We start from the raw sequence: 24,366 nt of genomic DNA, 5'->3' as shown, positions 1-24,366 counted from the left end.
CTGTCGTATCTGGATTTAGCGAGGAATACTGCCGCAAGACAGCGGAAACTGACGCCCACCGGCATCAGCAGATACCAATGCTGTTGCTTCCGTCGGTACATGCTGTGCTGCCAGCCAGGCAGCAATTGCTGAAATATCCTGAGGTTTCAGTTTGGCTGCCACTTGCTGCATGCAGTCTGGTGCATGGGCCTTGCGGCTGCCGGTTTGCCAGGCGCCTAGTTGCGCAACCAGGTAATCCCTGGGCAAGCCCAGCAAACCCGGGACATAGGGTGCCAGACCAGTCATCTTGTCGCCATGGCAGGCAACACAGGCAGGCAGATCACGTGATTTATCTCCATTCAACACCAATTGCCGACCTTGCTCCAGCACGGATGCCGGGGCATCCGGTGCCTGTGGTGCCGAATAAGGGGGATGCTGATTTGAAAAGTAATCTGCAATTTCTTTCAGGTAGGCGTCCGACATATGCGCCACCATATAACGCATGGCAGGGTATCCGCGTTTGGCATCACGAAAATTGAGCAACTGATTGTAAAGATAACCAGCTGGCTTACCTGCTATCCTGGGATAAAAACCATCCGTACCAGCCCGGCCTTCGGCACCATGACAGGCTGTACAGGCCTTCAGGCGCTGGGCCAGGGTATCAGGTATGCTTTGTGCCATGACAAAAACCGGCATGATCAACATGACCGAAGCAAGAATGTTCCTGCAGCAGGAAGAAAAAAACCGGGTAATCGCTACCATCATCGACACAGACAAAAAAGAGGGGCAAAGACGATAGCTTAACAGTTTGCCTCCGATATTTCCCGACATGCACCTGTTGTATGATGCAGATCAAACTTTATGCACATTTACTTATCAAGCCAACCAGACAATACCCATTTCATGGAAGAAATCCTGCCATTGCCGTGCACATACCCGGCTTTAAGAGGCAGGAAATGATCTATAAGTTATAGATAAATACTTTGCCTGGACACTTTCTGCGTAGAAAAGCAAAGTCTTGCTTGTCAAGAAGGCCCAAGCCGAGGATAATTCTGCCCTTTCGTCTCGATTTGAGACCCAGATTCAGCAAGATGAGATTAGCCCGCTTTAATTCATTTAATCAGCGGGCTTTTTCATCCGCGCCACGCCTGCCGTTGATCTGTTACTGACGATCGCCAGCAGCTTTTTCGCCCTTGCTATTGCCAAACACTTTTGACAAGCATTTGTTGTCGTATTCGAATTTGTTACATGAAAAACAGCTTAACTGACTCAAACACTTCTCCAGCAACAAAAACAGGATCCACGCTCACTTTAGGTAAAAAAGCACCACTGCAACTGAATCGCAATGCGCCGACCATTTCGCGCACAACGACAGTACAGATGGTGGTGCCCGTCGCCGATATCACGGAAGAAACGCCCACACTGGTTTCTGCACCGGTAACGGTCATCACCAAGCGCCGCTCGCGCCTGCAAATAGCCGGCGCCGATACTGGCATGACCGACACAACAGAAATAGTTGCGCATGCTGAGCCTGACGGATCTGCCTTGCTTGCTGGCGATAACAATGACCAGGCAGATGAGGTCATGTCCAACCACGCGCAGCCCGTTCAGGCCCGTGAAGAAGCCGTTGCCGCAGACAACAAGCAACAAGATACAAGCAATGCAGGTAATGCAGGAGATAGCGACACCGCCAAGCCACGTGTGGTCGTGATCCGCAAGACCGCGCCCAAACTGGCCAAGAAACTGCTGCTGGCAGACCAGCAAGCACCCGCGCCCGTGATCATTAAGCGCGAAGCACGCATAGGTTCGGGCAAACTGGCACCACCGGCACCGGTAGTGACACTGAAACCGATGTCCGTAACACCCGCATCCAGGCCAGTACCGGAATCGGCTGCGACACCTGTCATGACGCCCATAGCAGCTTCTGTGACGGCTTCCATAACAGTTGCCGTCGCGGCCCCTGTCACCAGTATGGCGGACATCGACACCTCGGCTTATATCTTGCCTGCAATGCGGGAACCGGCAAAACGTGGCCGGAAATCATCCGAATTCAATTTTGAAAACGATGAAATCCTGGCCTTGAATGCAGCAGAATCTGCAGAAATAAAACGTGCTGCACGTGCCAAGGCTAAAAAATCGAGCACGGGCAGTTCCGCCAGTATCGCCAGCAATGAAGAGCAACTTGACCAGTATCGCAAGCAACTGACCAAACTGATCAATCTGGGTAAAGACCGTAGTTATCTGACCCATGCAGAGATCAATGATCACTTGCCGGACGATGTGGCAGATGCCGAAATGATACAGGGCGTCATCAGCACCCTGAATGATATGGGTATCGCTGTCTATGACAGCGCGCCGGATGCCGCCATGATGCTGTTGACCGACAATGTCGCCACCAATGTCAGCGAAGATGAAGCCGAAGCGGCTGCCGCGGCAGCACTGGCGACCGTGGATTCTGACTTTGGCCGTACTACGGACCCGGTACGCATGTATATGCGCGAAATGGGTGGCGTTGAACTGTTGACGCGTACAGGCGAAATCGAGATAGCCAAACGCATAGAAGATGGCCTGAAAGACATGGTGCAGGCGATCTCTGCCTGCCCGGGCACGATACAGGAAATCCTGGATATCGCAGACAAGATTTCCAAAGATGAAATCCGTGTCGACGACATCATAGACGGCTTGCTGGACCCTGATGCCACAGACGCAGCAGCGATAGAACTCAGCGATGCCGATGACCTGGACGACCTGGATGATGACGATGATGCCGTAGCCGACAATGCCAGCGGCATCAGCGATGAGCAATTGCAACAGTTAAAAGCCACCGTACTGCAAAAATTTGCAGTCGTGGGCATGCGCTTTGAGCAAATGCAGGCAGCCCGTGCAGCAGACGGTTATCAGTCACCTGCCTATCAACAGGCACAGCAAGCAATTACCCGTGAATTGCAAGGCATGCGCTTCAGCGTGAAAACTGCCGAGAAATTGTGCGACACGCTGCGCAAACAAATGAAAACGCTGCGCCAGACAGAAAAGCAGATGCTGGAATTGATGGTCAACAAATGCGGCATGCCGCGTGCTTACTTTGTTGAGCATTTCCGTCAGAATGCCTGTAATACCCAATGGCTGAACCAGGAAATCAATGGCACCTCCAGTTACGCTGCCATCCTGGGCCGTAACATCCATGCCGCACGTGAATTACAGCAACGACTGATTGATTTGGAACAAAACGTGCGCCTGCCGTTGCATGATCTGCGCGAAATCAACAAGCAAATGGTAGCGGGCGAAAAACGCTCCAGCGAAGCCAAGGCAGCCATGACCGAGGCTAACTTGCGCCTGGTGATTTCCATCGCCAAGAAATATGTCAACCGTGGCCTGCAATTTCTGGATCTGATCCAGGAAGGCAATATCGGCCTGTTGAAAGCAGTTGATAAATTTGAATACCGTCGCGGTTATAAATTCTCTACCTATGCCACCTGGTGGATCAGACAGGCGATTGCACGTGCCATTGCTGATCAGGCGCGCACCATACGTGTGCCGGTGCACATGATAGAGACCATCAACAAAATGAACCGCGTCAAACGCCAGTTGCTGCAAGCCAGCGGACTGGAGCCAGAACCGGCAGCGATTGCTGAAAAGATGGGTCTGCCAGAAAACAAGGTACGTGAAATCCTGAAGATTGCCAAAGAGCCGGTGTCTCTCGATGTCCCTATCGGCGATGATGGTGATTCACAACTGGGTGACTTTATTGAAGACAGTATGACTCTGTCGCCCATGGCCGCAGCCATGCAGGCATCGGTACAGGAAAAACTGAAGGAAGCCCTGGATTCACTCAGTCCACGCGAAGCCAAGGTCTTGCGCATGCGCTTTGGCCTGGAAACCAGTACGGAATTTACACTGGAAGAAGTGGGCAAGCAATTTGAAGTCACGCGCGAGCGCATACGCCAGATTGAATCCAAGGCCATGAAAAAATTGCGCCACCCTGCCCGTGCCGATCATTTGAAGAGCCTGATGGAAAGCAGCTAAGCCTTATCGGTTTTTTAGCGCGCTAAAAACACTGTTCTGAAAGCACTGCCCTTTGAAAGGCAGTGCTTTTTTATTGGTGAAACTTAAAACCGTCTGACAAATTACATCATTAAAAACGACAGGGCAAACTGTACCTGCTCCAGTCTTTGCGCCTTACTGCCCTCAACCAGCAGGAATGGGATATCCCGGTCCTCCAGCACATTCAGCACCTCTTCATGAATCAACTGGCGTACTGCAGCCGATTCACGTTGCAGGCCATCCGGCATCCACGGAAAATCTGGCGCGGTCACGATGGTGAAGTCGTATTGATGTGCCTGATCCAGCGCATCCAGTTCAGCACCGGCATCACCAAAGTAATGGCGGCTATAAATGGCTGTCATGCAGGGGCCGGTATCGCAAAACAGCCAGTCTTGTGCTTTGGATGCCAGCTCGGCTTCACGCTGCAACTGTGTGCGGGCGATCAGTATCTGTTCTTCCTGCCTTGGTACGCGCTGCTGTTGCTCGACAAACTCACGCAGATACTCAGGCACCCAGATGGTCTGGTAATGTGCCGCCAGTGCCTCGGCAAGGATAGATTTACCTGATGATTCTGCTCCCAGAATCACGACCCGGTTTACTGTGGACATGCTTTACTCCAGGCGCGCAGGCCCATGATCGCCATCACAACGAAGATGCCATACAAAATAGCAGTCAGCATCAGGCCTTTATATACATATAAACCGACATACAGAACATCAACGATGATCCAGACATGCCAGTTCTCGATTTTTTTCCGGCTCAGCAAGACCTGTCCCAGTAAACTGCCTGCGGTCAGAAAACCATCGGCATAAGGGACATCGGTATCAGTGCAGTATTTGAGAAATACTGCCAGCACCGCAAATGCCAGCAGACAGGCGACAAGCGCCTGCCAACGGCCTTGTGCACCAAGTCTGGATACCGGCAAGGCCGCCGACTGATCATCGCCGCGCAGCCATAGCAACCAGCCCCAGACAGACACACCGATAAACACAAACTGCAAACCCATGTCGCCATACAGTCTGGCATCAAAAAATACCACCGCATATAAAGCGGATGACAGAATGGAAAACAGCCAGGCCCAGTGCAACTGCCGTATATTCAGGGCAACGGTGATGACAGAGAGAACAAAGGACAGTAGCTCCAGCAAATTGGTTTGGAGCCCGAACAGGATAATCGGATCATTCATCATGTAGAAATGCGGCAGATATTGAGTGCGGATATGAAGTGCTGGCGTGCCCGCATTATCGGCGAAAGTGCCCAGAATTCACAGGAAAATGTCATTAAATCCAGCCTGCAATAGCACAAGCCAGCTGACATTCAGATGGTAATTGACCCCGACAGCAATATTTCGATTGTGAGATAGCGCGCTTATCCGCTATATTTCTAAGCGGCTGTTGCAAAATTAACTTGTGCCTGGCGATTTGCCAACCATAGTCCTTTCATAGTCCTTTAACAACAGCCTCCAAACACATTATTGAAGCAGATTTCATGAAAAAACAACGCGGCTTTACTCTTTTGGAAATGATGCTGGTGATTGTGGTGATCGCCACGCTGGCAGCGCTGGCCATTCCATCTTATTTATACAAGATCGTCAGGGAACAGATAGAAGCTGCAATTCCACTGGCAGATATCGCTAAAAAACCGGTCGCAGCCACCTGGCTGGCAGAACAGAAATTCCCGGCAGACAATGCTGCCGCAGGCTTGCCCATGGCTGACAAGATCGTCAGTAATCTGGTCAGCTCTGTCGCCGTCAAGGATGGGGCTATCCATATCACCTTTGGCAACAATGCGCATTCTGCCATCAGAGGAAAAATTCTCAGCCTGCGCCCCGCCGTGGTGGAAGATGCGCCAGTGGTGCCGGTCGCCTGGGTCTGCGCAGCAGCATCGGTACCGGACAAGATGACGGTCAAGGGAGTAGACAGGACCACGATCCCAGCCGTTAACCTGCCGCTGAATTGTCGTGCAAAACTCAGTAAGTAAATTCAGCGAATAAAGTCAACAATAAGCTCAGCAGATTGCCACTACCGCCTGAATTATTCTTTTTTTATCAGCGCAAAAAAAACATGGGCACTTATCAGTGCCCATGTTTTTTGCTCAAGCAGAAAAGCGTAGCGCCATCACATTCAGAACTTGTGTTCAAACATCACTCGTGCAGCCACCGTGGTAGGTGTCGTGTTTGTCTGGTGAATAGTACCTTTGCTATCGCTGTAAGTGCTGGCATTGATATTGTCCTGATGCAGGGCATTCCCTATTGATACACGCAGGTTGGTTTTTGCATCAAACTTCCACAAGGCGTAAAAATCGAGTACACGCTTGGGCACAGAATAACTGCTTTGCGCTACAGAAATACGTACTGGCCCGCCATCCTGGAAGCTGGCATTGCCGCCCACTGTCAAAGGCAGTTTGTCGAACTTGTAATCAATGCCAAGGTTGGCGCTGATAGGTGTCTGTGAATCAAGACGATTATTCGGCCCCGGTACGGTACTCAGGTCAGACCAGTTAAACGACAGGTTAGCCCTGAAATCAATTGCTGGAGCATCCGCCATGATGGCCTTCAACGGCAGCTTGGCTTCCAGTTCTATGCCCTTGGTCGTGGCCTGGCCACTATTCACTGGCATAGCAACCCATTTTCCATTGGCGTCCTGAGACAAATCTGTACGGGTAATATCATCGATCCTGCGCATGAACACGCTGGCACTGAGCATACCGCCACCAGGCAGGTAATGTTCATACGCCATGTCCAGACCCCAGGCCAGTTCGGGTTTCAGGTTAGGGTTACCCGTGTAATCAGGGCTGGTGGCGCTGTTATTATTGGAAATAGAACGGCGTGGAATCAGACGACTGGTATCCGGTGCCTTGTAAGTACGGGTAATACCCAGTCTGATCTGGTCATTTTTACTGTCTGGCAGTTTATACAGTGTCTGCAATATCGGGCTCCAGACGCTGGATTTATTATGTACTTCGTTAAAAGTATTACCCTGGCTACGGGTATCCAGGCCTTCCCAGCGCAAACCACCGTAGACCGACCATTGCTTGGTCACATTCCATTCATCCTGGGCAAACAAAGCCAGGCGCGTCACGTCTGCAGTGAAATCTTCATTGAGAGGAATGGCAATCAGTTTGTTATCAGGGTCAGTAACTTTATCCGTCTGTTCACGTGTCTCGCTGCGCTTGCTGTAAGCACCATCCCAGCCAAATACGAAGGAATGATTTTCGACAAAGGGCGCACTGTACTTGCCGCTCATGGTGATGCCTTTGTCGGTACCGCCAGAAGTCGATTTGCGATCCAGTATCTGCGTTTTATTAACGTTATATCCCAACAAGCCTACATCCGATGTGCGCTTGTTGTAGTTGGCGCCCAGCTTGAAATCCAGTTTGGCACTGTCGGCCAGCTTGTGTATCCAGTTCAGGTTGGTACGCAACATGGTAGCGTCAGACTGAATTTGCTGGTTATCGCTTGCATAAGTCGACGGGGTACCAGTCGATGAATCGCGATTATTTCCAACAAAACGATTCGCATTGATAAAACTCTGCGTCGTCACGGTATCGCCGTTTTCCAGATTCCAGTTCACCCTTGGTGAAAATCCCACATTGGTGAAAGTTCCCCAACCCAGGCTGTCGGTATGACGCAGCAAATTGGGCTTGCCATTGGCGTCAGTACCGACTTCATCTGAATAGCTGGGGCGTTCATACTGACCGCGATTCAGGTTGCCGGACAAGGCATAAGACATACGTCCGGATTTATCCGAAACCTGATAACTCAGATTTTCACCAAATTTGCCTCCGTCTTCAAACAAACCTGCCTTCAATTCTTTCTGCGCGGTCTGTACACTTTTCTTCAGCACGATATTGATGGAGCCAGCAATGGACTGGGTGCTCAACTCAGCTGTCGCAGCACGAATGACTTCTATCCTTTCTATCATGTCTGGCGACAGAGAATCCAGAGAAAAACCTGGTGGGCTGGGTTCACCATTCAACATGATCTGGGTATATCCAGCACCCAGTCCGCGCATGCGGATATCACCGCCACGGCCCTGTACGCCACCCATGGTGACACCTGGCAGACGCTTCATGACTTCGCTGACGGTAGTATCACCATAGCGCACGATATCTTCCTGCGTCACCACGATTTTGGTGGCCGTGTCCTGGCGACGTTCGTCATAATTGCGCGCACCCTGCACTTCAACTTTTTGTATTTTTGGATCGGTTTTTTCTGTTTTTTCTGCCGATTCTGGTTTTACTGGAGTGGCTTGCTGCGCCATAGCTGGCTGGCTGAATGCCGCCATGATTGCCAGGGACAGGATAGTTGGACGTAAAGAAAGGTTCTTGCTTTGCATATAGATATTATTGTGGCAATAGTGGTAAATGGTGAGTCTTGGACCATACCACATCAAGTAAAGTTCCGCGCCGCAACAAGGCCTTGCGTCAACTTATTGAGCGATTATTTGCCACATCAAAAATTGCACCAATAGCAATCTTGCTCTGCTAACTGAACAAAGTCAGCTCACGTGATTTGGAAACAACGGAAACATAGACTTACATTCTGGCAGTCAACGCCAGACGTGGTCGCGCATTGTATGTGTATGCGATCAAAAAGGAGAACATCATGCGCATTCATCGTCTGGCCATATTGGCATTGCTGGCCGCCACATTGAATCTGTCAGGCTGCGTTGTATTGCCACCACATGGCTATGTGGCAGGCCCATCCGTGGTCGTCAGAGGACCACCGATCGTCATCGACAATGGTCCTTACTGGGGTGGTGGCAGGCACTGGCGCCGCTGGTAAGCTGGATGCAGTACCTGATCATGGCGAGCGCAGTTAAAGACCTCGCTTAAAGATCTTGCTGCAGCATCTTGCTGCGGCTTGATCAGGCGTGATCAGACTTGATCATTCAAACATCGGTGTAATGATGACAGGGGCATTCTGGGTCAGTACTTGCCCCTTGTCAGCCGCATCTGCAAAACGGATGTGGGCAATTTTATTTATCCTGGGTAATTCATTTGAAAATGGATTGCCGTCCTGTACCGGCAACGCCGTCAGTTGCTGCGTACCACTTCTGAAGCGTATCAGTGCCTGTTCAATATTGCGTCCATAGGCAAATTTGACACCCGTGCACTTTTTGTCAGCCACAGTGACATCGCCCTCGTTTTTCAGATAAGTCCATGCCTGCTCGCAAGCTGCGCGTAATTCTGTCATTTCATACACACCATCGGCGCGGGGAATGATGGAAATTCTGGACTGGAATATCAACTGTTCAGGCGCATGATTGACAAGCAGTTCTGCATTCTCATCATAAGCCGACTTCAACAAGGGAAAATTGGCACGACCTGCCGCATCAAGTGGCAAACCAAGGCGCATGCTCTTGCTGACCAGCGTCAACTCCAGATCGTCCGGCGCATAATTGCCCTGCCGGGTCAGTATCTGCAAATGATTTTGTATGAGATTTTTTTGTTTGCCGTATTTTTCAAAACGTATCATCAGCTTGTAGACATTGCGATAGCTGACCCATCCGGCATCCGTTTTTTTCGCCTGTTCCTGCGTCGCTGGCTTATGGCTTGCCTCTGCGGCCGGCAGCTGCGCAGACGCTATCCCGGATGCCAGTAACAGCATTGCAAAGAGTGAGGAATAAGGAATGATCATACGTTTTAAAACTGATTAATATCGATAAGCCAGACCGGAATACACGGTCACATAATTACGCTTACCCAGCCACAGGCTGTCTTTACCACTATCAAACTGGTGTGTTGCCGTGACATGGGAAGTAAGCATCCATGCCGGGCTGAATTCCCAGTTCCAGTTCAGCCCCAGATAAGCGTTCCTGACATTGGCATCCATCTGGTTTTGCATCCTGGTTGCAGGTGTACCGAAACCATTGCTACCAGAAGCCATTATGTCAGGATCAAAGCGGGTACCTGACTGATCATAAGAGCGCTTGCTCCAGGCCAGACCGGTTGACAGGGCAATCCCGTGATGTAGCGCCAACTGGTGGTAACTGCGGGCTTCCAGATTGATGTAACTGCTTTGTTTACCGGCGACTTTTCCCACCAGGAATTTGGAGCTCAGGCGCAATCCGGCCAGTGGGTAATAATTTAAAAATCCACCCGCCTGGAAACTGCCATCCACATCCCCATATCCCGCCAGCTTGCGTGCAGCAGATGCACTGCAACCGCGCTGATAGGCCAGCAAGGGACCAAACTCAACACGATCAAATGGGCTCAGATGCAGGCCCAGGTTGGTGTTGCGCAAGAACAGGCCATTACTCCATTGCATTTGCACATTGGGCATGATGCGTGTGGTTTGTTCACCACCCAACTCACAGCTAGGTTCGGAAATCACGCCCAGTCCCACGTACTTGTCAGAGCTACCGTCAGGCAGCATGGTCGCCGCTGGTGTCTGTGCCAAAGCAAATTGCGCGACACCTGAAAAAAATAAGAAAGAAAGAAATTTCATGCTGAATGATTTTTTTAGTTAGGATAGCCAGCCTATTGTAAACACAGTAGAAATCTCAGTCTGTCTTTTTATCGCGGCCAAGACGAAGGATGCCATGGAAAACACAGTCACCGGGAAAACCTGCACCTTGCCCCTAGGGCATGGTGGTATTACCCGAGATCACATCGACATACAGACGCACATAATTGCTCGCCATCAGGTCGGCAGTAAACACTGATTCGTATCTTTGTTGCGCCAGCCGCCCCATCTGCATGGCCTGGCGCGGGTTGTTCCACAATTGTGTCATGGCGGCACGCAAAGCCAGGGAATCATCGGGTGGTACAACCAGGCCGGTTTCATCGGCGATGTTGATATAACTTGTACCGGTACCTATTTCGCTGGAAATCATGGGCTTGGCAAACATCGCCCCTTCCAGCAATGAAATACCAAATGCTTCCGAACGTAAATGAGAAGGAAACACCAGGCCGTAACACAGGCTCAGCAAGGCAATTTTATCTTCTTCTGGCAGCGCGCCTAAAAAATGGACGTTCGTCAATTTCAATTCCTGCGCCTGCTGCTTCAATGCCTGTTCTTCGGGACCATTGCCAACGATAACAACGGGCATGTCCGAATCTGCCACCGCTTCCAGCAAGATATGCAAACCCTTGTAATAACGCAGCATGCCCACGAACAGGAAAAAACGTTCGCCAAAACGCTGACGCCAGTGCGCAACCACCGCAGGCGATGCTTCAGGATAAATGTTCTTGTCCAGACCATAGGTAATGACCTCGGTCTTGTCGCGATAGCGATGCAGAATCGGACTGGTAGACAAATAATTGGGCGAGGTAGCCACTATCCGGTCAACATCGTTCAAGAACCAGTTTTTCAAAGGCTCATACACCTTGTGCAAAAATTTCTGTCTGACGATGTCGGAATGATAGGTCACGATACTGGGTTTCCTGATTCTGCCGATAAGGTGCATCAAATCCATAAAAGGCCAGGGGAAGTGATAGTGAATGATGTCTGCACTATTCGCCAGTTCGATGAAACGCGAGAGTGCCTGCCATGAGAATCCGGTCGATGCAATTTCAAAATTCTGCCTGACCCTGTGCACCTGATGCCCTTCCAGTTCAAGCTCAAGCTGGCCCTTGCTGCGCGTCAGTGTCAGTACTTCATTGCTGACACCCAGGCGCGTGGTGCCCACAGCCAGTTGCCGTATGACCTGCTCTATCCCGCCAAAGGTATCGGGATGATAAGTGCGATAGAAATGTAAGACCTTCATTGCAAACCTCGTCTGTTACGGCATATTCCTTATCCCCGCCTGCATGGCGGGCATTTCTTCAGTACGAGCTGCGTGCCGTATTCCTGCGCAAATCGGCCTCTACCATCATCTGACACAACTCTTCCAGCGTAGTCCTGGTTTCCCAGCCTAAAACCGTTCTTGCTTTTTGCGGATCGCCTATCAACAACTCGACTTCGGCCGGGCGATAAAATGCAGGATTGACTTTCACCAGGGTCTTGCCGGTTTTGCGACAAACACCGACTTCATCTTCACCTTTTCCGCGCCAGTGCAACTGGCGGTCTGCCGCCCAGAAAGCCAGCTCGACAAAATCACGGACAGTCTCGGTGCGATTGGTTGCCAGTACGAAGGTGTCGGGCGCATCAGCCTGCAACATGCACCACATACCTTCGACATATTCTTTCGCATAACCCCAGTCACGTTTGGCGTCCATATTTCCCAGCTCCAGACAATCCAGCAGACCCAGGCGGATTTTCGCAACGGCATCGGTAATCTTGCGGGTGACAAATTCACGTCCGCGCAAAGGCGATTCATGGTTGAACAAAATGCCGCTGCTGGCGAAAATATCGTAGGATTCGCGATAATTGATCGTCATCCAGTGTGCATACAGTTTGGCGACACCGTAGGGACTACGCGGATAAAACGGTGTCGTTTCAAGCTGGGGAATGGCTTGCACCTTGCCAAACATTTCAGAAGTCGATGCCTGATAAAAACGGATCTTCTTGTTAACAATGCGTATGGCTTCCAGCAAATTCAAAACACCCATGCCGGTGATGGCCATGGTGGTGACAGGCTGTTCAAATGACACACCGACAAAGCTTTGTGCCGCCAGATTATAGACTTCCGTCACATTGGTATTTTGCAGCAGACGTATGCTGCTACTCAGATCAGTGAGGTCATATTCCACCAGATGTAAATTGGGGTGGGTGCTGATACCCAGTTCTTCCATACGCCAGAAATTAACCGAACTGGTACGGCGATAACTGCCAAATACGGTATACCCCTTACGCAATAACAGCTCTGCCAGATAGGCACCGTCTTGTCCTGTAATACCTGTAATTAATGCTCTGCTACTCATTCGCCCTTCTCACTTGTTTCTGAAGCTGCCAATAACAAAAAACTATCTCATGCAAGAATGATAGTGACAGTGAGAAAGCAAGTCTTCCCCGAGTTGTCGCGCAAATGTCATGAATTTGTAAGAGAGCTCAGGCAAGAAGACAGCGCCGCAGACAGCACTTTCAGGGCTGCCAAGATAAATAATGAATACTGTGGCGGGTATCAGGTAGCGATTACTGCGGCTTGCGGGGTGGCAGGAAGGCTTAACACGAATCTGGCGCCACCCAAGGGACTATCCTCTACGGTAATACGGCCGCCATGCGCCTGTATGGCTTTTTGGGTGATTGCCAGCCCAAGTCCAAAGCCGCCGGTTGCCCGGTCACGGCTGCGATCAAGCCGGTAGAATGCATTAAAAATCTGCTCACGTTCTTCCACAGGTATACCTGGGCCGTCATCATCAAGCATGATAATGATATCGCCAGCGGCTTTCTTGAGCGTCAGGCTGATATGCTGACTGGCGTATTTACCGGCATTTCTGAGTAAATTACTGACCGCCCTGGCCAATAAATGCTGATCAGCGATCATGCTTCCCACTGCATCTGAAAACAGGGTATCGACCTGAAAGCCAGACAATTCATGTTGCAAGCTATCCAGACAGGTCTCCAGGCAATCGGCGACGACAAACTCTGCCAGTTTCAATGCGGGTTGCTGGTCGAGTTTGCTCAGGCTCAATAGCTCGGTCACCAGCGAATTCAATTCAAGCAAGTCGGCTTCCATGGCGGCGGCGCGGGTTTCCAGTTTGGGGTCTTTGGCTGCATTGCGCAACAGTTCCAGACCAAATTCCAGACGGGCGATAGGGGTACGCAATTCATGCGAGACCGAATGCAACAGGCTTTTTTGCGCATCCAGCAAGCCTTCTATGCGTGCCGCCATCTGGTTCATGCGCTGTGCCAAGGGGTAGATGCTGTCGCTTTCACGCGTCTGCGCACGTATCTTCAAATGTCCTTCACCGAATTCATCAGCAACTTTTTCCAGCGCCTGCAAGCCGCGCCAATGGGAACTAGACCAGATGGCAATCGGTATCAACAGACAGAGTGCGACTATGATGTAACGCACGACTTCGGTCCTGATCACGGGTATCACATCAATAGGCAATTCTTGCGCATGCAAGACTTCTTCATCACTGCCTATATAACGCAACCCCTGCAAGTCAACCCGGCGATAAAAAGATTTTCCCGCAATATCGATCACCACTTCGCCGCGCATGAATTGTGGTTTTTTTTCTGTCGCGACCTGTTGAAGTGCGCTTTGCAGGGGAATCAATTCCAGCTTGCTGTGGGTAATTTCGCGGATTTTATTCAGACGCACCAGCCATTCATCAGGACCGGCCTGATCGACATACTGCGTGAGTAAAAAGACTTGTCCTGCGGCCTGCTGTTGCGCGACTTCTTCCAGCGGATCACCAAAGAAGCTACGAATCACGACGTAGACAGCAATAGTGGCGACACTGATGGACAGCATCACCAGGATGACAAAACGCAGGAACAGGCGATTCATAGACGATTCATGGAGGAGTCATAGTCTAGTCCCAGGCGGACGGGCTGAACAGATAGCCCTCTCCCCAGACGGTCTTGATCTTGTCTGCATGCGTATCATCAAATTTGCGACGCAGGCGGGAGATTTTATTGTCAATGCTGCGATCCAGTCCGTCAAACTCTATACCGCGCATCTGTATCAATATATCGTTGCGCGACAAGACCTTGCCAGCAGCCTCGGCCAGGACCAGCAACAGTTTGTATTCGGCACTGTTGAGCAGAACATCCTGTTCGCGCCACGACACGCTACGATCACGCCGGCACAACCGGAATGCGCCAAACACCAGGTCTTCGCTATCATCCACCGGCGCGTCCTTGATACGTCGCAACAAGGCACGCAGGCGGGCCAGCAGGATACGTGGCTGTACCGGCTTGTTGACGTAGTCATCCGCCCCCTGCTCCAGTCCGGAGACTTCATCAAAGGCATCTTCGCGGGCCGTCAGTATCAGGATGGGCACGGTACTGACCGCACGCAGCTGGCGACAGACGACCATGCCATCCAGCCCTGGCAACATCAGGTCCAGTACCACCAGGTCAGGCAAGGTTTGCTGAAAATGGGACAGCGCGGTATCCCCCCGGCTGACAACGTCAACGGTGAATTCATATTCGCCCAGATATTCGGCGACCAGATTGGCAAGCTTGGCATCATCTTCTACCAGCATTACACGAAACATAGCATCTCTCCTTTGCCCGCATTGTAGTAGAGCTCGCCCCCAAATTGCGAGAAATACCAGGTCATGTACGGTCAACTTACAATTTTCAGACAATTTCAGCCAGGGCGTCCACTTACAAATTTACGACAAATATCCGACATTTTGGCGACTGATTTACGGCGAACTGCTCGTTATGCTCTCGGTCATCTCGTGGACTGATGTGTGTACCGGATTGTGTACCCGAATATGTCCCTGAGCATGTATTCAATTTAAAAGGATAATGTATGAAATTTCGCCCTGGTCTGACCTTTTTCCTGTTCGCTACCGCCTTGCTAAGTGGCTGCGGGGGTAGCAGTAATTATGTGCCGGCCCCGTCGCCCGTACAGATCAGTATTGATTTCAATAGTGAACCGACGGGCTGGATATCCGGCACGTCCGATTTTTCGGTGGAAACAAAGCCTACGGATATGGTCACGGAATATCGTTCGCTGCCAGCCCCTCTGTCAGGCAAAGGCCTGTATGCATTTGGTACCAACCGCAGTGATGATCTGTTCATTTATATCAAGAAAAGATACAGCGGTTTTGCCCCGAACACTGAGTATGCGCTGCGTTTTCAAACCACCATTGTCAGCAATGTTGCCACCGGCTGTTTTGGTGTAGGCGGCTCACCTGGTGATAGCGTCTGGGTATTTGCCGGAGCCTCATCAATTGAACCGCTGACGATACTAAAAGGGAATGAATATGTGATGAATATCGACCGCGGTGGCCAAAGTGGCTCGGGCAAATCTGCCCTGGTCCTGGGTACCATAGGCAATGCCAGCACCGACTGCGGACGTGCTCCTTATATGGAGAAAAAGCTCGACAATCAGACCGCGCTGAATGCAAGAACCGATGCGGCCGGCAACCTGTGGTTATTGTTCGGTTTCGATTCGGGCTTTGAATCCACCAGTCATATTTACTACAAGAGCATCAACATACAGGCAACACCATTGGCCAATTAAGGACGGTATACAGGCACAGAAGGCAGCTTGCGCAAGCTGCCTTCTGTGCGCAAATCACGCAAACTTTCTGCTTACTCTTCCTGCTTGATTGCAATACCTGGCTTCATCACTCAGCCATCCTGATTGATTCTGCTGATCAGGCTTGCCAGTGTAGAAGCGGCCTTGTCGTTTTCCACCTGACAGGTACCGGCGTTTTCATGGCCACCACCGCCGAATTCCAGCATCAAGGGGCCGATATTGGTTTTGGATGTGCGATTTAAAATCGACTTGCCGGTTGCAAACACGGTGTTCTGATTTTTCAGACCCCACAATATGTGAATTGAAATATTGGTATCCGGGAACAGTGCATAAATCAAAAAACGGTTACCGGCGTATATCGTGGCTTCAGTACGCAAATCCAGCACCACCAGATTGTTGTGTACCGTGGCACAGCGCTGTATCTGTTCCTTGCACTTCTCTTCATGTTCAAAATACAGATCCACCCTTTCTTTCACATCAGGGTTTTGCATGATTTCGTCTATACCCTGGGTCTTGCACAGCGTAATCAGTTCCATCATCAGATGGTAATTCGATATCCTGAAATCACGAAAACGCCCAAGGCCGGTACGTGCATCCATCAAAAAATTCAACAAATCCCAGCGCTGGGGATGCAACACCTCATCCTTGTTGAATCGTGCTGAATCACCTTTATCGACCGCGGCCATCATGTCATCCCAGGATGCAGGAAAAGACTTCAGGCCGCCATAGTAGTTATAGACTACGCGAGCCGCAGAAGGTGCATCCGGCTCTATCACATGATTGTTTTTTTCCAGATTGGCATTGCGCAGCGTTTCTGACAGATGGTGGTCAAATGCCAGATGCACACCTTCGACATACGGTAAATTGGTGCTGATATCCTTTTCGGTGACAACAATCTTGCCGTCCTGCATGTCTTTGGGATGAACAAACAAGATGTCATCAATCAAATCCAGATGCTTGAGCAAGACTGCGCACACCAGTCCATCAAAGTCGCTGCGCGTAATCAATCGGAATTTTGGGGCTGTGGCGGACATGAATACTCCCTTATTGATAGGTGGTAATTCGCTGTGGGCAGGATGAATTTAAAAAAATCGGCATCTGAATCTTAAATGTAATCACTTTCTATGCTCTTGTCTATTCACAAATAGTTTGCGTTCATGCAACGGCCACCAAAAACAAAAACGCCGCTTGCAGGCGGCGTTTTTGCTGAGACTCCGATCAAGCCGGAAATACTTCAGGTATTACTTCCAGGTATTCTCGTCTGCCGAGAAGCTGCCATCATTATTCTTGTCCCAACGTCTGGCACCGGTTGAATCAATTTCTAAATTCCCGTTACCGGTTTGGGTGCCCGTAGGAGTAGCACGCAAGGTATAGAATTTACTTGTAGTACCTACCAAAGTGATGTTGTAGTAAGTCGTACCCGTTTGCGGGGATACCGTGAAAGGCAAAGTGGGTACTGCCGGTGTCGCACCTGGCATATAAGTCAGCGCTTCGGTGTGCGTCCTTTCCATAAACTGGGCCAGGGTCATCAAATCAGCCTGCGCGGTTGAGCGGCGGCTGTTTTGCATACTGGATTTGTAGTTGGTCACAGCAACACCAGTAATGATGGCAATGATAACAACGGCGATCATTACTTCAACCAGAGTAAAACCTGCATTTCTTTTCATCAGTGGCTCCATTATTTTCCGCTAGGCTGTTGCATTACCCAAATTTCAGTAATGACATTGTTAGCTTGCCCCACTTTTTTCTCGGACGCAACTTTAATACGTGTTCCCTTTTTAATGCTGGTCATCGTCGACGTCTTGTTGCCTTCATGCACAACCACCGATGGTGACACCGTATAGGTAGTCTGGTCCACCGTTACAGTACGTTTGGATGTATCAACGTTCTGCACATAGGATGGCACCGTACCGGTACTTTGCTTTTGCGCAGCCAGGTCTTGCGGTGTAATACTGGCATAAGCCTGACTTGTCAGTGCCGATGCCAGAAAACCACATATCAGATAGTGCTGTTTCATATTCATTACTCCTGTCATTACTGGACTTGACGCCACATGATACGTTTTTGCGTAATGGACGATTTTTCAGTCAGGTTATTAATTGTGCCGTCAGACTGACTGGTCAATTTTTTCTCCTTCGCATAAGCTGTACCTGTACCTGAAGTCGAACCTGAACCTGTAGTGCTTCCATAGGATACACCTTGTTTATTAATTACTCGTGGCGTCGATGGAATGGCAGAAGTCTTGACACCTGCTGTAGCAAAATCCGTCGATGCGAATGTATCTGAAGTTCCTGTTGGGAAAATCGGGTCAGAAATCATATTGCCAGTTACCGCGTCCAATTCCATAATCCAGCCGCTACCGCCTGAAGCACATGGATCCGTACTAGGAATCAGCGTAGAAAACACGATATTACTATCATTCAATAAAGGATCCGTCACCTGACGCTCCGTAGAAATTGGCAAGTCTACATACCAACCCTTTTTATTGAGTGGCGCAACATACATGGTTGTGGCGACGCCATTTTGAGAGCTGGTACGGAAAGTACTGCCAGCTCCTGTTGCGGTCGTCGTATTGATGGTTTGCGCCAACAACAGGCTACGCCCACTAACAGTTGCTCCATTGTCCCAGACTCCATAAAAGCTTTGAGGCGAAGTATCTGTTAAATCAGTAGTAGCCAAGTATTGACCAGTACCGAAATACACCATGTAACCTGAAACGGGATTACGACCTACTGTGACCTTGCCTGTAATCGGTTGATTTTTACCGGTAGAGTCTTTGGCAGTAAAAAGAGGTAATGGTGCAACGTTTGTACCAAAAGATGGTCCCCATGAACTTGTACTGGTCGCCCTTACATCAAATTTCCATACATTTCCTAGCAAATCACCGGCATAAATATAGTCAACAATATTGTCCCCGTTGACATCAACCGGAGTAACGCTACCAATACCGTTTGGCGTACTTGCACTACCAGTATTAGTGTACAGCTTCTTGATCAATGCACCAGTCTGGATATCTACAATGTAAATGGCAGCAGCACCAGTAGAACTTGCTTTGCCGTCAGCAGTAGTATTATTGTAGCCATTACCAAATACAGCCGCCCACTTACCATTCGCCATCTTGACAACCATGGGCTGGGTATAGGTATAGCCCAGGTCATACTCGGTACCATCGTCTGCATCATTGAATTCCCACAGGACGGTAGTGGCGGCATTGGTTTCAGCAAAAGTGGAAGGATTTGTTACATCCAAGGCAAAAATGCCCTGACCACCGCCACGCAAGCTGCCAACCAGCACAGAATGCCATGCACCAGCATAAAAGACGTCACCAACCGTAGGTGATCCATCTACAAAAAACCTGTGCGCATAAGCCGGATCAGTCAACTTGGACAAGTTGGAATATACCTGGGTTGGAATGTAGGCAATTTTTTCGGATCCATCGACTGCACTAAAGCCATGCAGCATACCGTCGTTGGCTCCCACATAGACCATCGGTGTGCGAGTGGCATTACTTTGGGAAAAGGTTACATATTTCGCAGACTCCAGACTGTCTGGGTAAGTGAAAGGCGGCTTAGCCACATACACAGAATTGGAATCGACGATGTCACCCAAAACACTTCTGGTACGTTTTCTGAACATAGGTGCTGCACCCTCGTTCGACTTGTCACCGCGCAAATATTGCACACGCAATTGACCTTGGCCATCGGCTGTACCGGATGAATTTTTATTCAATGCCAGAATCTGATTAACGTTGATTTCTGTCGTCGAACTTGGGCTGAGCGGGTTGCTTGGCCAGCGGAAAGCAACGCCACGTCCGGTTGCATTCGTCGTCAGCAGATTATTGGTCAGAATAACGCGGCCAGTATTCCAGTTCTGCCCATTCAGTACCTGTCCGGCATCCCATGACAATGCCCCCAAAGCACCGGTTGAGGTGATTGGGTAAGATAGCAATTGACCAGACCAGTCAATACTGCTGAACTTACCCTGGAACAGTGCAGAACCGCTGTTGATCTGGGTAGAGTTCAGGGATACCGCAGACGCTGAGCCAACCTGCGCCGTAATATTGCCAGCGATGGACTGTATCGCATTATTAAAAGCAGTAGCGTTCGAGGCAAGATAAGCGTTCCCGGTACCACCAGCATTTGCCATAGAATTCAACGCGGCAACAGCTGTTGGGTTTTGTACGGTATCGCCCAAACCAACGACATAAGTCTGAATATCTTGTGTGCCAAATGATGGTACGGCAGTAGTACGCAAGGCGGTAATAGCGGCAACAGTATCATTCAATGGCTTACCCGCAGCCCTGTCTGCGGCAGAATATTGATTACCTGACGTATCAGCAGTTGCCAAACCATCGGTTACCAGCATCGCAAAATTTTTCTGGCAGTTATATTTAACTGGTGTTGAAGCACCGGAAAAATATGTTTTCACTGATCCCAGTGCACCTGGCAGAGGTGTAAAAGTCGATGCGTTTTTAATCTCAGTCGTGCTGGTGGAGGCTGTTTCCGTCGCCAGATACGATATCAAATTATTATAATGTGCAGTCGTATCTGCCATTACCGCTTCGTTCAATTTACCTTTACCAGAATTCGTACCACCATAACCCCAGGCGCGCGGCAAATACAATTGCCGCATGATAGGTGGATTACGTGGTATGTAGCCGGCATCTGTCTCACTCAGGCTGATTGGGCTGCACGTACCAAGCGGGCAACCTGAAAAGGTACTCGCGGCCCAGGAGTTCGTGGCCGTATGGTTACCATAGAATGTGTAAGTTGTACCTGCACCACCGGTCAACGCCCACATTGCCTTGCAATATGTCAGGCTACCAATTGTTGTGGTTGCACACTGAGAAGCACTAGGCGAACTGGTATACAACACGTCATTAATACTGGCATCATCACCCGATGTATCGTAGGTTACATACGCACCACCTGTGAACGGGGTAGGATTAACCACGCAAGGCTGGCCACCCGATGTTTGCAAAGGGCTACCCGAACAACTATCGGTAAATACCATGCCTGTGGTACTACCCAAATAATAGGCATAGGTTACATAAAAACTCGTACTGGTAATGTCAAAAGACATCAAACCCCAGTTAAACGCATTACGATAATTAGTTATAGTATCGCGCATGACAGTACGTGCGACGTTAGACCGCGTCGTTGCGTCATCACCGGCAATCAACTTACCTGACATGGTGCCGTCCATGGATTCTGAGTTATCCAGAACAACCAGTACGTTTGGCAAAACTGAGTTAGTCACGAATAGCGGTGTCTGTGACAGCACAAGTGCTGCGGCGCTTGCAGTGCCAGAACTCAGCAGCGTCAATACGCCGGCAAAGATTGCCGTAACGGGTAATTTTACAATTTGGGTATTACGAGGAATTCTCATGATCACTCCATCACTTCAGATAAACAGATTGCAAAATCACCTGGGCAGAGTCAGACCCACCCCAGGCTTTCACAGTAATTCGAAAAGTTGCCTGCGTGGGGCCCGGTGCGCTACCCCCTACATCCAACGACCCACCGGCGATATTCGGAATGTTTTCAGCCATCATTTCAATAATATAACGCGGTTGCTTGGCAACATTTTGGACCGTCTGCGTATAAGGTAAAGTCAGATTGGTGTGATTCCAGACATCCAGCGTTGTATCCAGCCAAACCGGGGTAGATGTTGCGGAGGGCAAACACAAGCCGCCTGTACAGGTTGCTGAAAAACCGGATGTCGGCGTCAGGTTGGTGTCCACATACAGTTCAGCATCGCGCAATGCGGATTCTGCCGTTTGAAACGCCAGATCCTGATCACGGAAATTACCCGCCCCTTTTTCTTGCAGCACATTCATCTGCATGGCACTGATACCGATAATGGCCAACAAACCCACCATCACCAGTACAACGGCCAGAGAGACCCCTTTTTGACGCGCCAGCATCCGTGAATGTGTACGCTTCATGCTGGTTACAGCTTTGGAGTTATTATTTTTATCCATCACAAAACTCTGTTTCGCAAACTAATAGTTGTAGAGAAAACACTGCGCAAACGATAATCTGTCGCAGTAGTAGCTGAGCCATCAAAGGTGTAAGTTTGATATGCTTTCGTTACATTATCGCTGGGTGATCGAATCAACATGCTAAACCGGAGGCTGATCACTTTACTCATATCAATACCAGTAGCATTTGCAGGAATATAGGTGTTAGGAGAATAGTCACGCTTGGTGTTATCTGAACCAACGGATGGGTCCATACCATAATAAACTTTGAGTCTTTCTACATTTTCAACAAGCTCTTCTGCTGCGTTTGTACCTACGATACGCCACAACGACGGGTTGGTACTAAATTGGCTGGGTGCAATATAGAAAGTAGTCGAAGCCAATTTATAGACCTCAGAACCACTGGCATAAACTTTACCCAATGTATTATCAATATTTCCTGGACTACCGCCTGCAGCATGAGTCAAGGTTCCAGTAGTATCAGGCGTACCTGACACCTGAAAAATAGTTGACATAATACAATCAGAAATAACCAACACATCGTTGGCTGCAAAGCCATTTCCCGTAGTTACAGTCACGGCATCCGTCACGGCAGTCATGAACGGGGCAATGACGACTGCAGGATTGCCAGTCACACCGCGTATAGTAACGATATCGCTATTTTTGTCAGCATTGGTCGGTATAGGCAGATCACTTGGAATGGTTGGCGACCAGGCGGTCCCGGTTCCATCATATCCAACCACCTGCGTATCCAGGGGGTTAGTGCCATAATTGTAAGCATACGGGGGGCTGGTAGTGACTCGATTTACAAACCCTTGAAGAGAGACTAAGGTCCAGTCAGAACGGCAACCAAAATCACTCGCGGTACGCACCGTTCTGCCGAACACATCCACCGCAGTTCTGCCTGCCTCCTGGATTTGTGATTGCTCTTGTTGAACAAAATATCCCTTGGAACCAGATGCAAAAATGGAACCTGCAACCACGGTGATAATCATGCCCAGCGTCAGAGCAATCATCAGCTCAACAATAGACAAACCTTTTTGACGATATAAGAATGATGAATGGATTTTCATGGCTGGAAATTTGTCGTAAAAATTTGAGGAATTTTTTCACCGTGTGAATCATCCCACCAGACTTTGATGCTGTAAGTTGTCCCTGTGCCACTACAAGTAGGTGAAGCGTAGGTATCAGTCGCAGCATTCGCTGGCCCTGCTTGGGTATCGAGACAAATAGCTGCCTGAGCTTCGGGTATGGCTTTCGAAAGCGCAGTAGTCCACTCATAAAAATCATGCTGTGCCATCTCAGCTGCGTTACATGGCGTAGCAACAGCCGAACAACCAGACTTCGGATCAAGTGACGGGATACCTTTGACCAAATTAAAATAACTCAGCCCTGAACGATTGGCCCGCATACGATCGGCCATATCATTGATATGTGCTGCCGCAATTGATCGGTATTTGGCACTGGAATTGGCACGTATACCAGCGATTTGCAAACCCGCATTCGCCAGGGCAGCCAACGACAGGATCAAAATCGCTACCAACACTTCCAGCAAGGAGGCACCGACCATGCGCTTCAACACCATTTTCTTTTGTAATCTCATATCATCATCCTAAGGACAGGTAACGCTGGTCGTTTTATGCACCATGCCAGTGACAAGGACAGATTGAGAAATACCAAATGCCCCGGAGAGCTTACTGTCACATAACTTGACCACGCCCGAATAGCGGGCCTCTCCTGTGGATTTGAATTGAATATTAGCCCCTGTATTGAAACCAGTTACAGTAATGGCTGACGTTCCTCCAGAGGCCGCACGGATTTCCAATATTTCATCCTTGCCAGTAGTCACGATACCATCAGCATTTTCATCAAAAAAGATAATCCGCCCAGTACCCCAGGCTCCCCCCGTACAAGTCGCGCCATCTGAGCTGGGGCACATCGTAATCGTGCTGCCCGTCCTGGTTTTCGCCTTGCCTTTCATAAATGCCAGATCCTGCGAAAACAAGGTACTGTCTGCATTCAATTTTGTACGCATGATAATGCGTTGAAAGCTCGGATAGGCAATCGCTGTCAGAATGGACAGAATCACCATGGCAATTAATAGCTCTATCAGGGAAAAACCTCGGGTCTTGCCTGGTAATGTTTTGCGATTGATCATGAATTTGGGGTAATACCAAAGTTTATCGAATACAACATCATAAGCTTAAGAATGACTATAAGATAAAAATACTTCATTGGCGATGGGAAACAGTTGATCGGTAATATTCATCCGATAAGCGGTTAAAGCTAAACGACAGACACACAAACACA

Annotated in this window: 22 protein-coding genes; 4 read left to right on the top strand and 18 right to left on the bottom strand. The window is 49.6% G+C overall.

The genetic code is table 11. The features are described 5' to 3' along the window. Window positions 1-15 precede the first annotated feature (15 nt). Window positions 16-660, bottom strand: a complete 645-nt coding sequence (locus tag H8L32_RS19590; protein ID WP_186948957.1) for a c-type cytochrome — start codon at window positions 658-660, stop codon at window positions 16-18. 567 nt (window positions 661-1,227) lie between these two features. Between H8L32_RS19590 and rpoD the strand changes: the two genes are divergently transcribed. Next, window positions 1,228-4,002 (top strand): RNA polymerase sigma factor RpoD, encoded by a 2,775-nt coding sequence (rpoD, locus tag H8L32_RS19585; RefSeq protein WP_230412317.1) that lies wholly within the window; start codon window positions 1,228-1,230, stop codon window positions 4,000-4,002. 101 nt (window positions 4,003-4,103) lie between these two features. Here the strand turns inward: rpoD and H8L32_RS19580 are convergent, their stop codons facing one another. Next, window positions 4,104-4,628, bottom strand: a complete 525-nt coding sequence (locus tag H8L32_RS19580; RefSeq protein ID WP_186948956.1) for an AAA family ATPase — start codon at window positions 4,626-4,628, stop codon at window positions 4,104-4,106. After that, entirely contained in the window at window positions 4,616-5,206 is a 591-nt protein-coding gene (gene pnuC, locus H8L32_RS19575; RefSeq protein WP_186948955.1) for a nicotinamide riboside transporter PnuC, read from the bottom strand. The genes H8L32_RS19580 and pnuC overlap by 13 nt, the downstream gene beginning before the upstream one ends. A 302-nt stretch (window positions 5,207-5,508) precedes the next feature. Between pnuC and H8L32_RS19570 the strand changes: the two genes are divergently transcribed. After that, window positions 5,509-6,000, top strand: a complete 492-nt coding sequence (locus H8L32_RS19570; RefSeq protein WP_186948954.1) for a pilin — start codon at window positions 5,509-5,511, stop codon at window positions 5,998-6,000. Window positions 6,001-6,143: 143 nt separating this feature from the next. Here H8L32_RS19570 and H8L32_RS19565 read toward each other — a convergent pair whose 3' ends face one another. Then, window positions 6,144-8,357, bottom strand: a complete 2,214-nt coding sequence (locus H8L32_RS19565) for a TonB-dependent receptor plug domain-containing protein (protein WP_186948953.1) — start codon at window positions 8,355-8,357, stop codon at window positions 6,144-6,146. A 269-nt stretch (window positions 8,358-8,626) separates the two neighbouring features. Here H8L32_RS19565 and H8L32_RS19560 point away from each other — a divergent pair, with 269 nt between their 5' ends. Continuing rightward, the gene (locus H8L32_RS19560; protein ID WP_186948952.1) at window positions 8,627-8,806 is read left to right on the top strand and encodes a hypothetical protein; all 180 of its coding nucleotides are present in this window, start codon (window positions 8,627-8,629) and stop codon (window positions 8,804-8,806) included. Window positions 8,807-8,908: 102 nt separating this feature from the next. Here the strand turns inward: H8L32_RS19560 and H8L32_RS19555 are convergent, their stop codons facing one another. The 6 genes from H8L32_RS19555 to H8L32_RS19530 form a co-directional block, all read right to left on the bottom strand. Beyond that, the gene (locus H8L32_RS19555) at window positions 8,909-9,661 is read right to left on the bottom strand and encodes a hypothetical protein (protein WP_186948951.1); all 753 of its coding nucleotides are present in this window, start codon (window positions 9,659-9,661) and stop codon (window positions 8,909-8,911) included. 15 nt (window positions 9,662-9,676) lie between these two features. After that, a complete protein-coding gene (locus tag H8L32_RS19550) occupies window positions 9,677-10,471 on the bottom strand; it encodes a MipA/OmpV family protein (RefSeq protein WP_186948950.1) in 795 nt (264 codons plus the stop codon). 133 nt (window positions 10,472-10,604) lie between these two features. Further along, window positions 10,605-11,732, bottom strand: a complete 1,128-nt coding sequence (locus H8L32_RS19545) for a glycosyltransferase family 4 protein (RefSeq protein WP_186948949.1) — start codon at window positions 11,730-11,732, stop codon at window positions 10,605-10,607. A 58-nt stretch (window positions 11,733-11,790) separates the two neighbouring features. Further along, window positions 11,791-12,828, bottom strand: a complete 1,038-nt coding sequence (gene gmd, locus H8L32_RS19540; RefSeq protein WP_186948948.1) for a GDP-mannose 4,6-dehydratase — start codon at window positions 12,826-12,828, stop codon at window positions 11,791-11,793. 200 nt (window positions 12,829-13,028) lie between these two features. Beyond that, on the bottom strand, window positions 13,029-14,363 hold the full coding sequence (locus H8L32_RS19535; protein WP_186948947.1) for an ATP-binding protein: 1,335 nt from the start codon (window positions 14,361-14,363) through the stop codon (window positions 13,029-13,031). A gap of 25 nt (window positions 14,364-14,388) precedes the next feature. Next, entirely contained in the window at window positions 14,389-15,075 is a 687-nt protein-coding gene (locus tag H8L32_RS19530; protein ID WP_230412316.1) for a response regulator transcription factor, read from the bottom strand. Window positions 15,076-15,338: 263 nt separating this feature from the next. Between H8L32_RS19530 and H8L32_RS19525 the strand changes: the two genes are divergently transcribed. Next, window positions 15,339-16,055, top strand: a complete 717-nt coding sequence (locus tag H8L32_RS19525; protein ID WP_186948946.1) for a hypothetical protein — start codon at window positions 15,339-15,341, stop codon at window positions 16,053-16,055. Window positions 16,056-16,165: 110 nt separating this feature from the next. Here the strand turns inward: H8L32_RS19525 and H8L32_RS19520 are convergent, their stop codons facing one another. From H8L32_RS19520 to H8L32_RS19485, 8 genes are all read right to left on the bottom strand, one after another. Continuing rightward, the gene (locus H8L32_RS19520; RefSeq protein ID WP_186948945.1) at window positions 16,166-17,107 is read right to left on the bottom strand and encodes an exopolyphosphatase; all 942 of its coding nucleotides are present in this window, start codon (window positions 17,105-17,107) and stop codon (window positions 16,166-16,168) included. A 207-nt stretch (window positions 17,108-17,314) separates the two neighbouring features. After that, window positions 17,315-17,740, bottom strand: coding sequence for a type IV pilin protein (locus H8L32_RS19515; protein WP_222619421.1), 426 nt, complete (start codon window positions 17,738-17,740; stop codon window positions 17,315-17,317). An 11-nt stretch (window positions 17,741-17,751) separates the two neighbouring features. Then, complete coding sequence (locus H8L32_RS19510; RefSeq protein ID WP_186948943.1) at window positions 17,752-18,090, bottom strand: hypothetical protein; 339 nt, start codon at window positions 18,088-18,090, stop codon at window positions 17,752-17,754. Between the two features lie 17 nt (window positions 18,091-18,107). After that, window positions 18,108-21,461, bottom strand: coding sequence for a pilus assembly protein (locus H8L32_RS19505; protein WP_186948942.1), 3,354 nt, complete (start codon window positions 21,459-21,461; stop codon window positions 18,108-18,110). Window positions 21,462-21,471: 10 nt separating this feature from the next. Next, window positions 21,472-22,020, bottom strand: a complete 549-nt coding sequence (locus H8L32_RS19500; RefSeq protein ID WP_186948941.1) for a pilus assembly PilX family protein — start codon at window positions 22,018-22,020, stop codon at window positions 21,472-21,474. Between the two features lie 35 nt (window positions 22,021-22,055). Continuing rightward, window positions 22,056-23,129: a PilW family protein gene (locus tag H8L32_RS19495; RefSeq protein ID WP_186948940.1), complete on the bottom strand. Its 1,074-nt coding sequence runs from the start codon at window positions 23,127-23,129 to the stop codon at window positions 22,056-22,058. Further along, window positions 23,126-23,626, bottom strand: coding sequence for a type IV pilus modification protein PilV (gene pilV / locus H8L32_RS19490; protein WP_230412326.1), 501 nt, complete (start codon window positions 23,624-23,626; stop codon window positions 23,126-23,128). The genes H8L32_RS19495 and pilV overlap by 4 nt, the downstream gene beginning before the upstream one ends. Before the next feature lie 42 nt (window positions 23,627-23,668). Further along, a complete protein-coding gene (locus H8L32_RS19485) occupies window positions 23,669-24,214 on the bottom strand; it encodes a GspH/FimT family pseudopilin (protein ID WP_186948938.1) in 546 nt (181 codons plus the stop codon). Window positions 24,215-24,366: the final 152 nt, after the last annotated feature.

The sequence above is a fragment of the Undibacterium hunanense genome (genome assembly GCF_014284335.1).
In the GTDB taxonomy this organism is placed as follows: Bacteria; Pseudomonadota; Gammaproteobacteria; order Burkholderiales; family Burkholderiaceae_D; genus Undibacterium; species Undibacterium hunanense.
The sequence above is the reverse complement of the archived record's forward strand: the minus strand, read 5'-3'. Positions and strand labels throughout refer to the sequence as shown.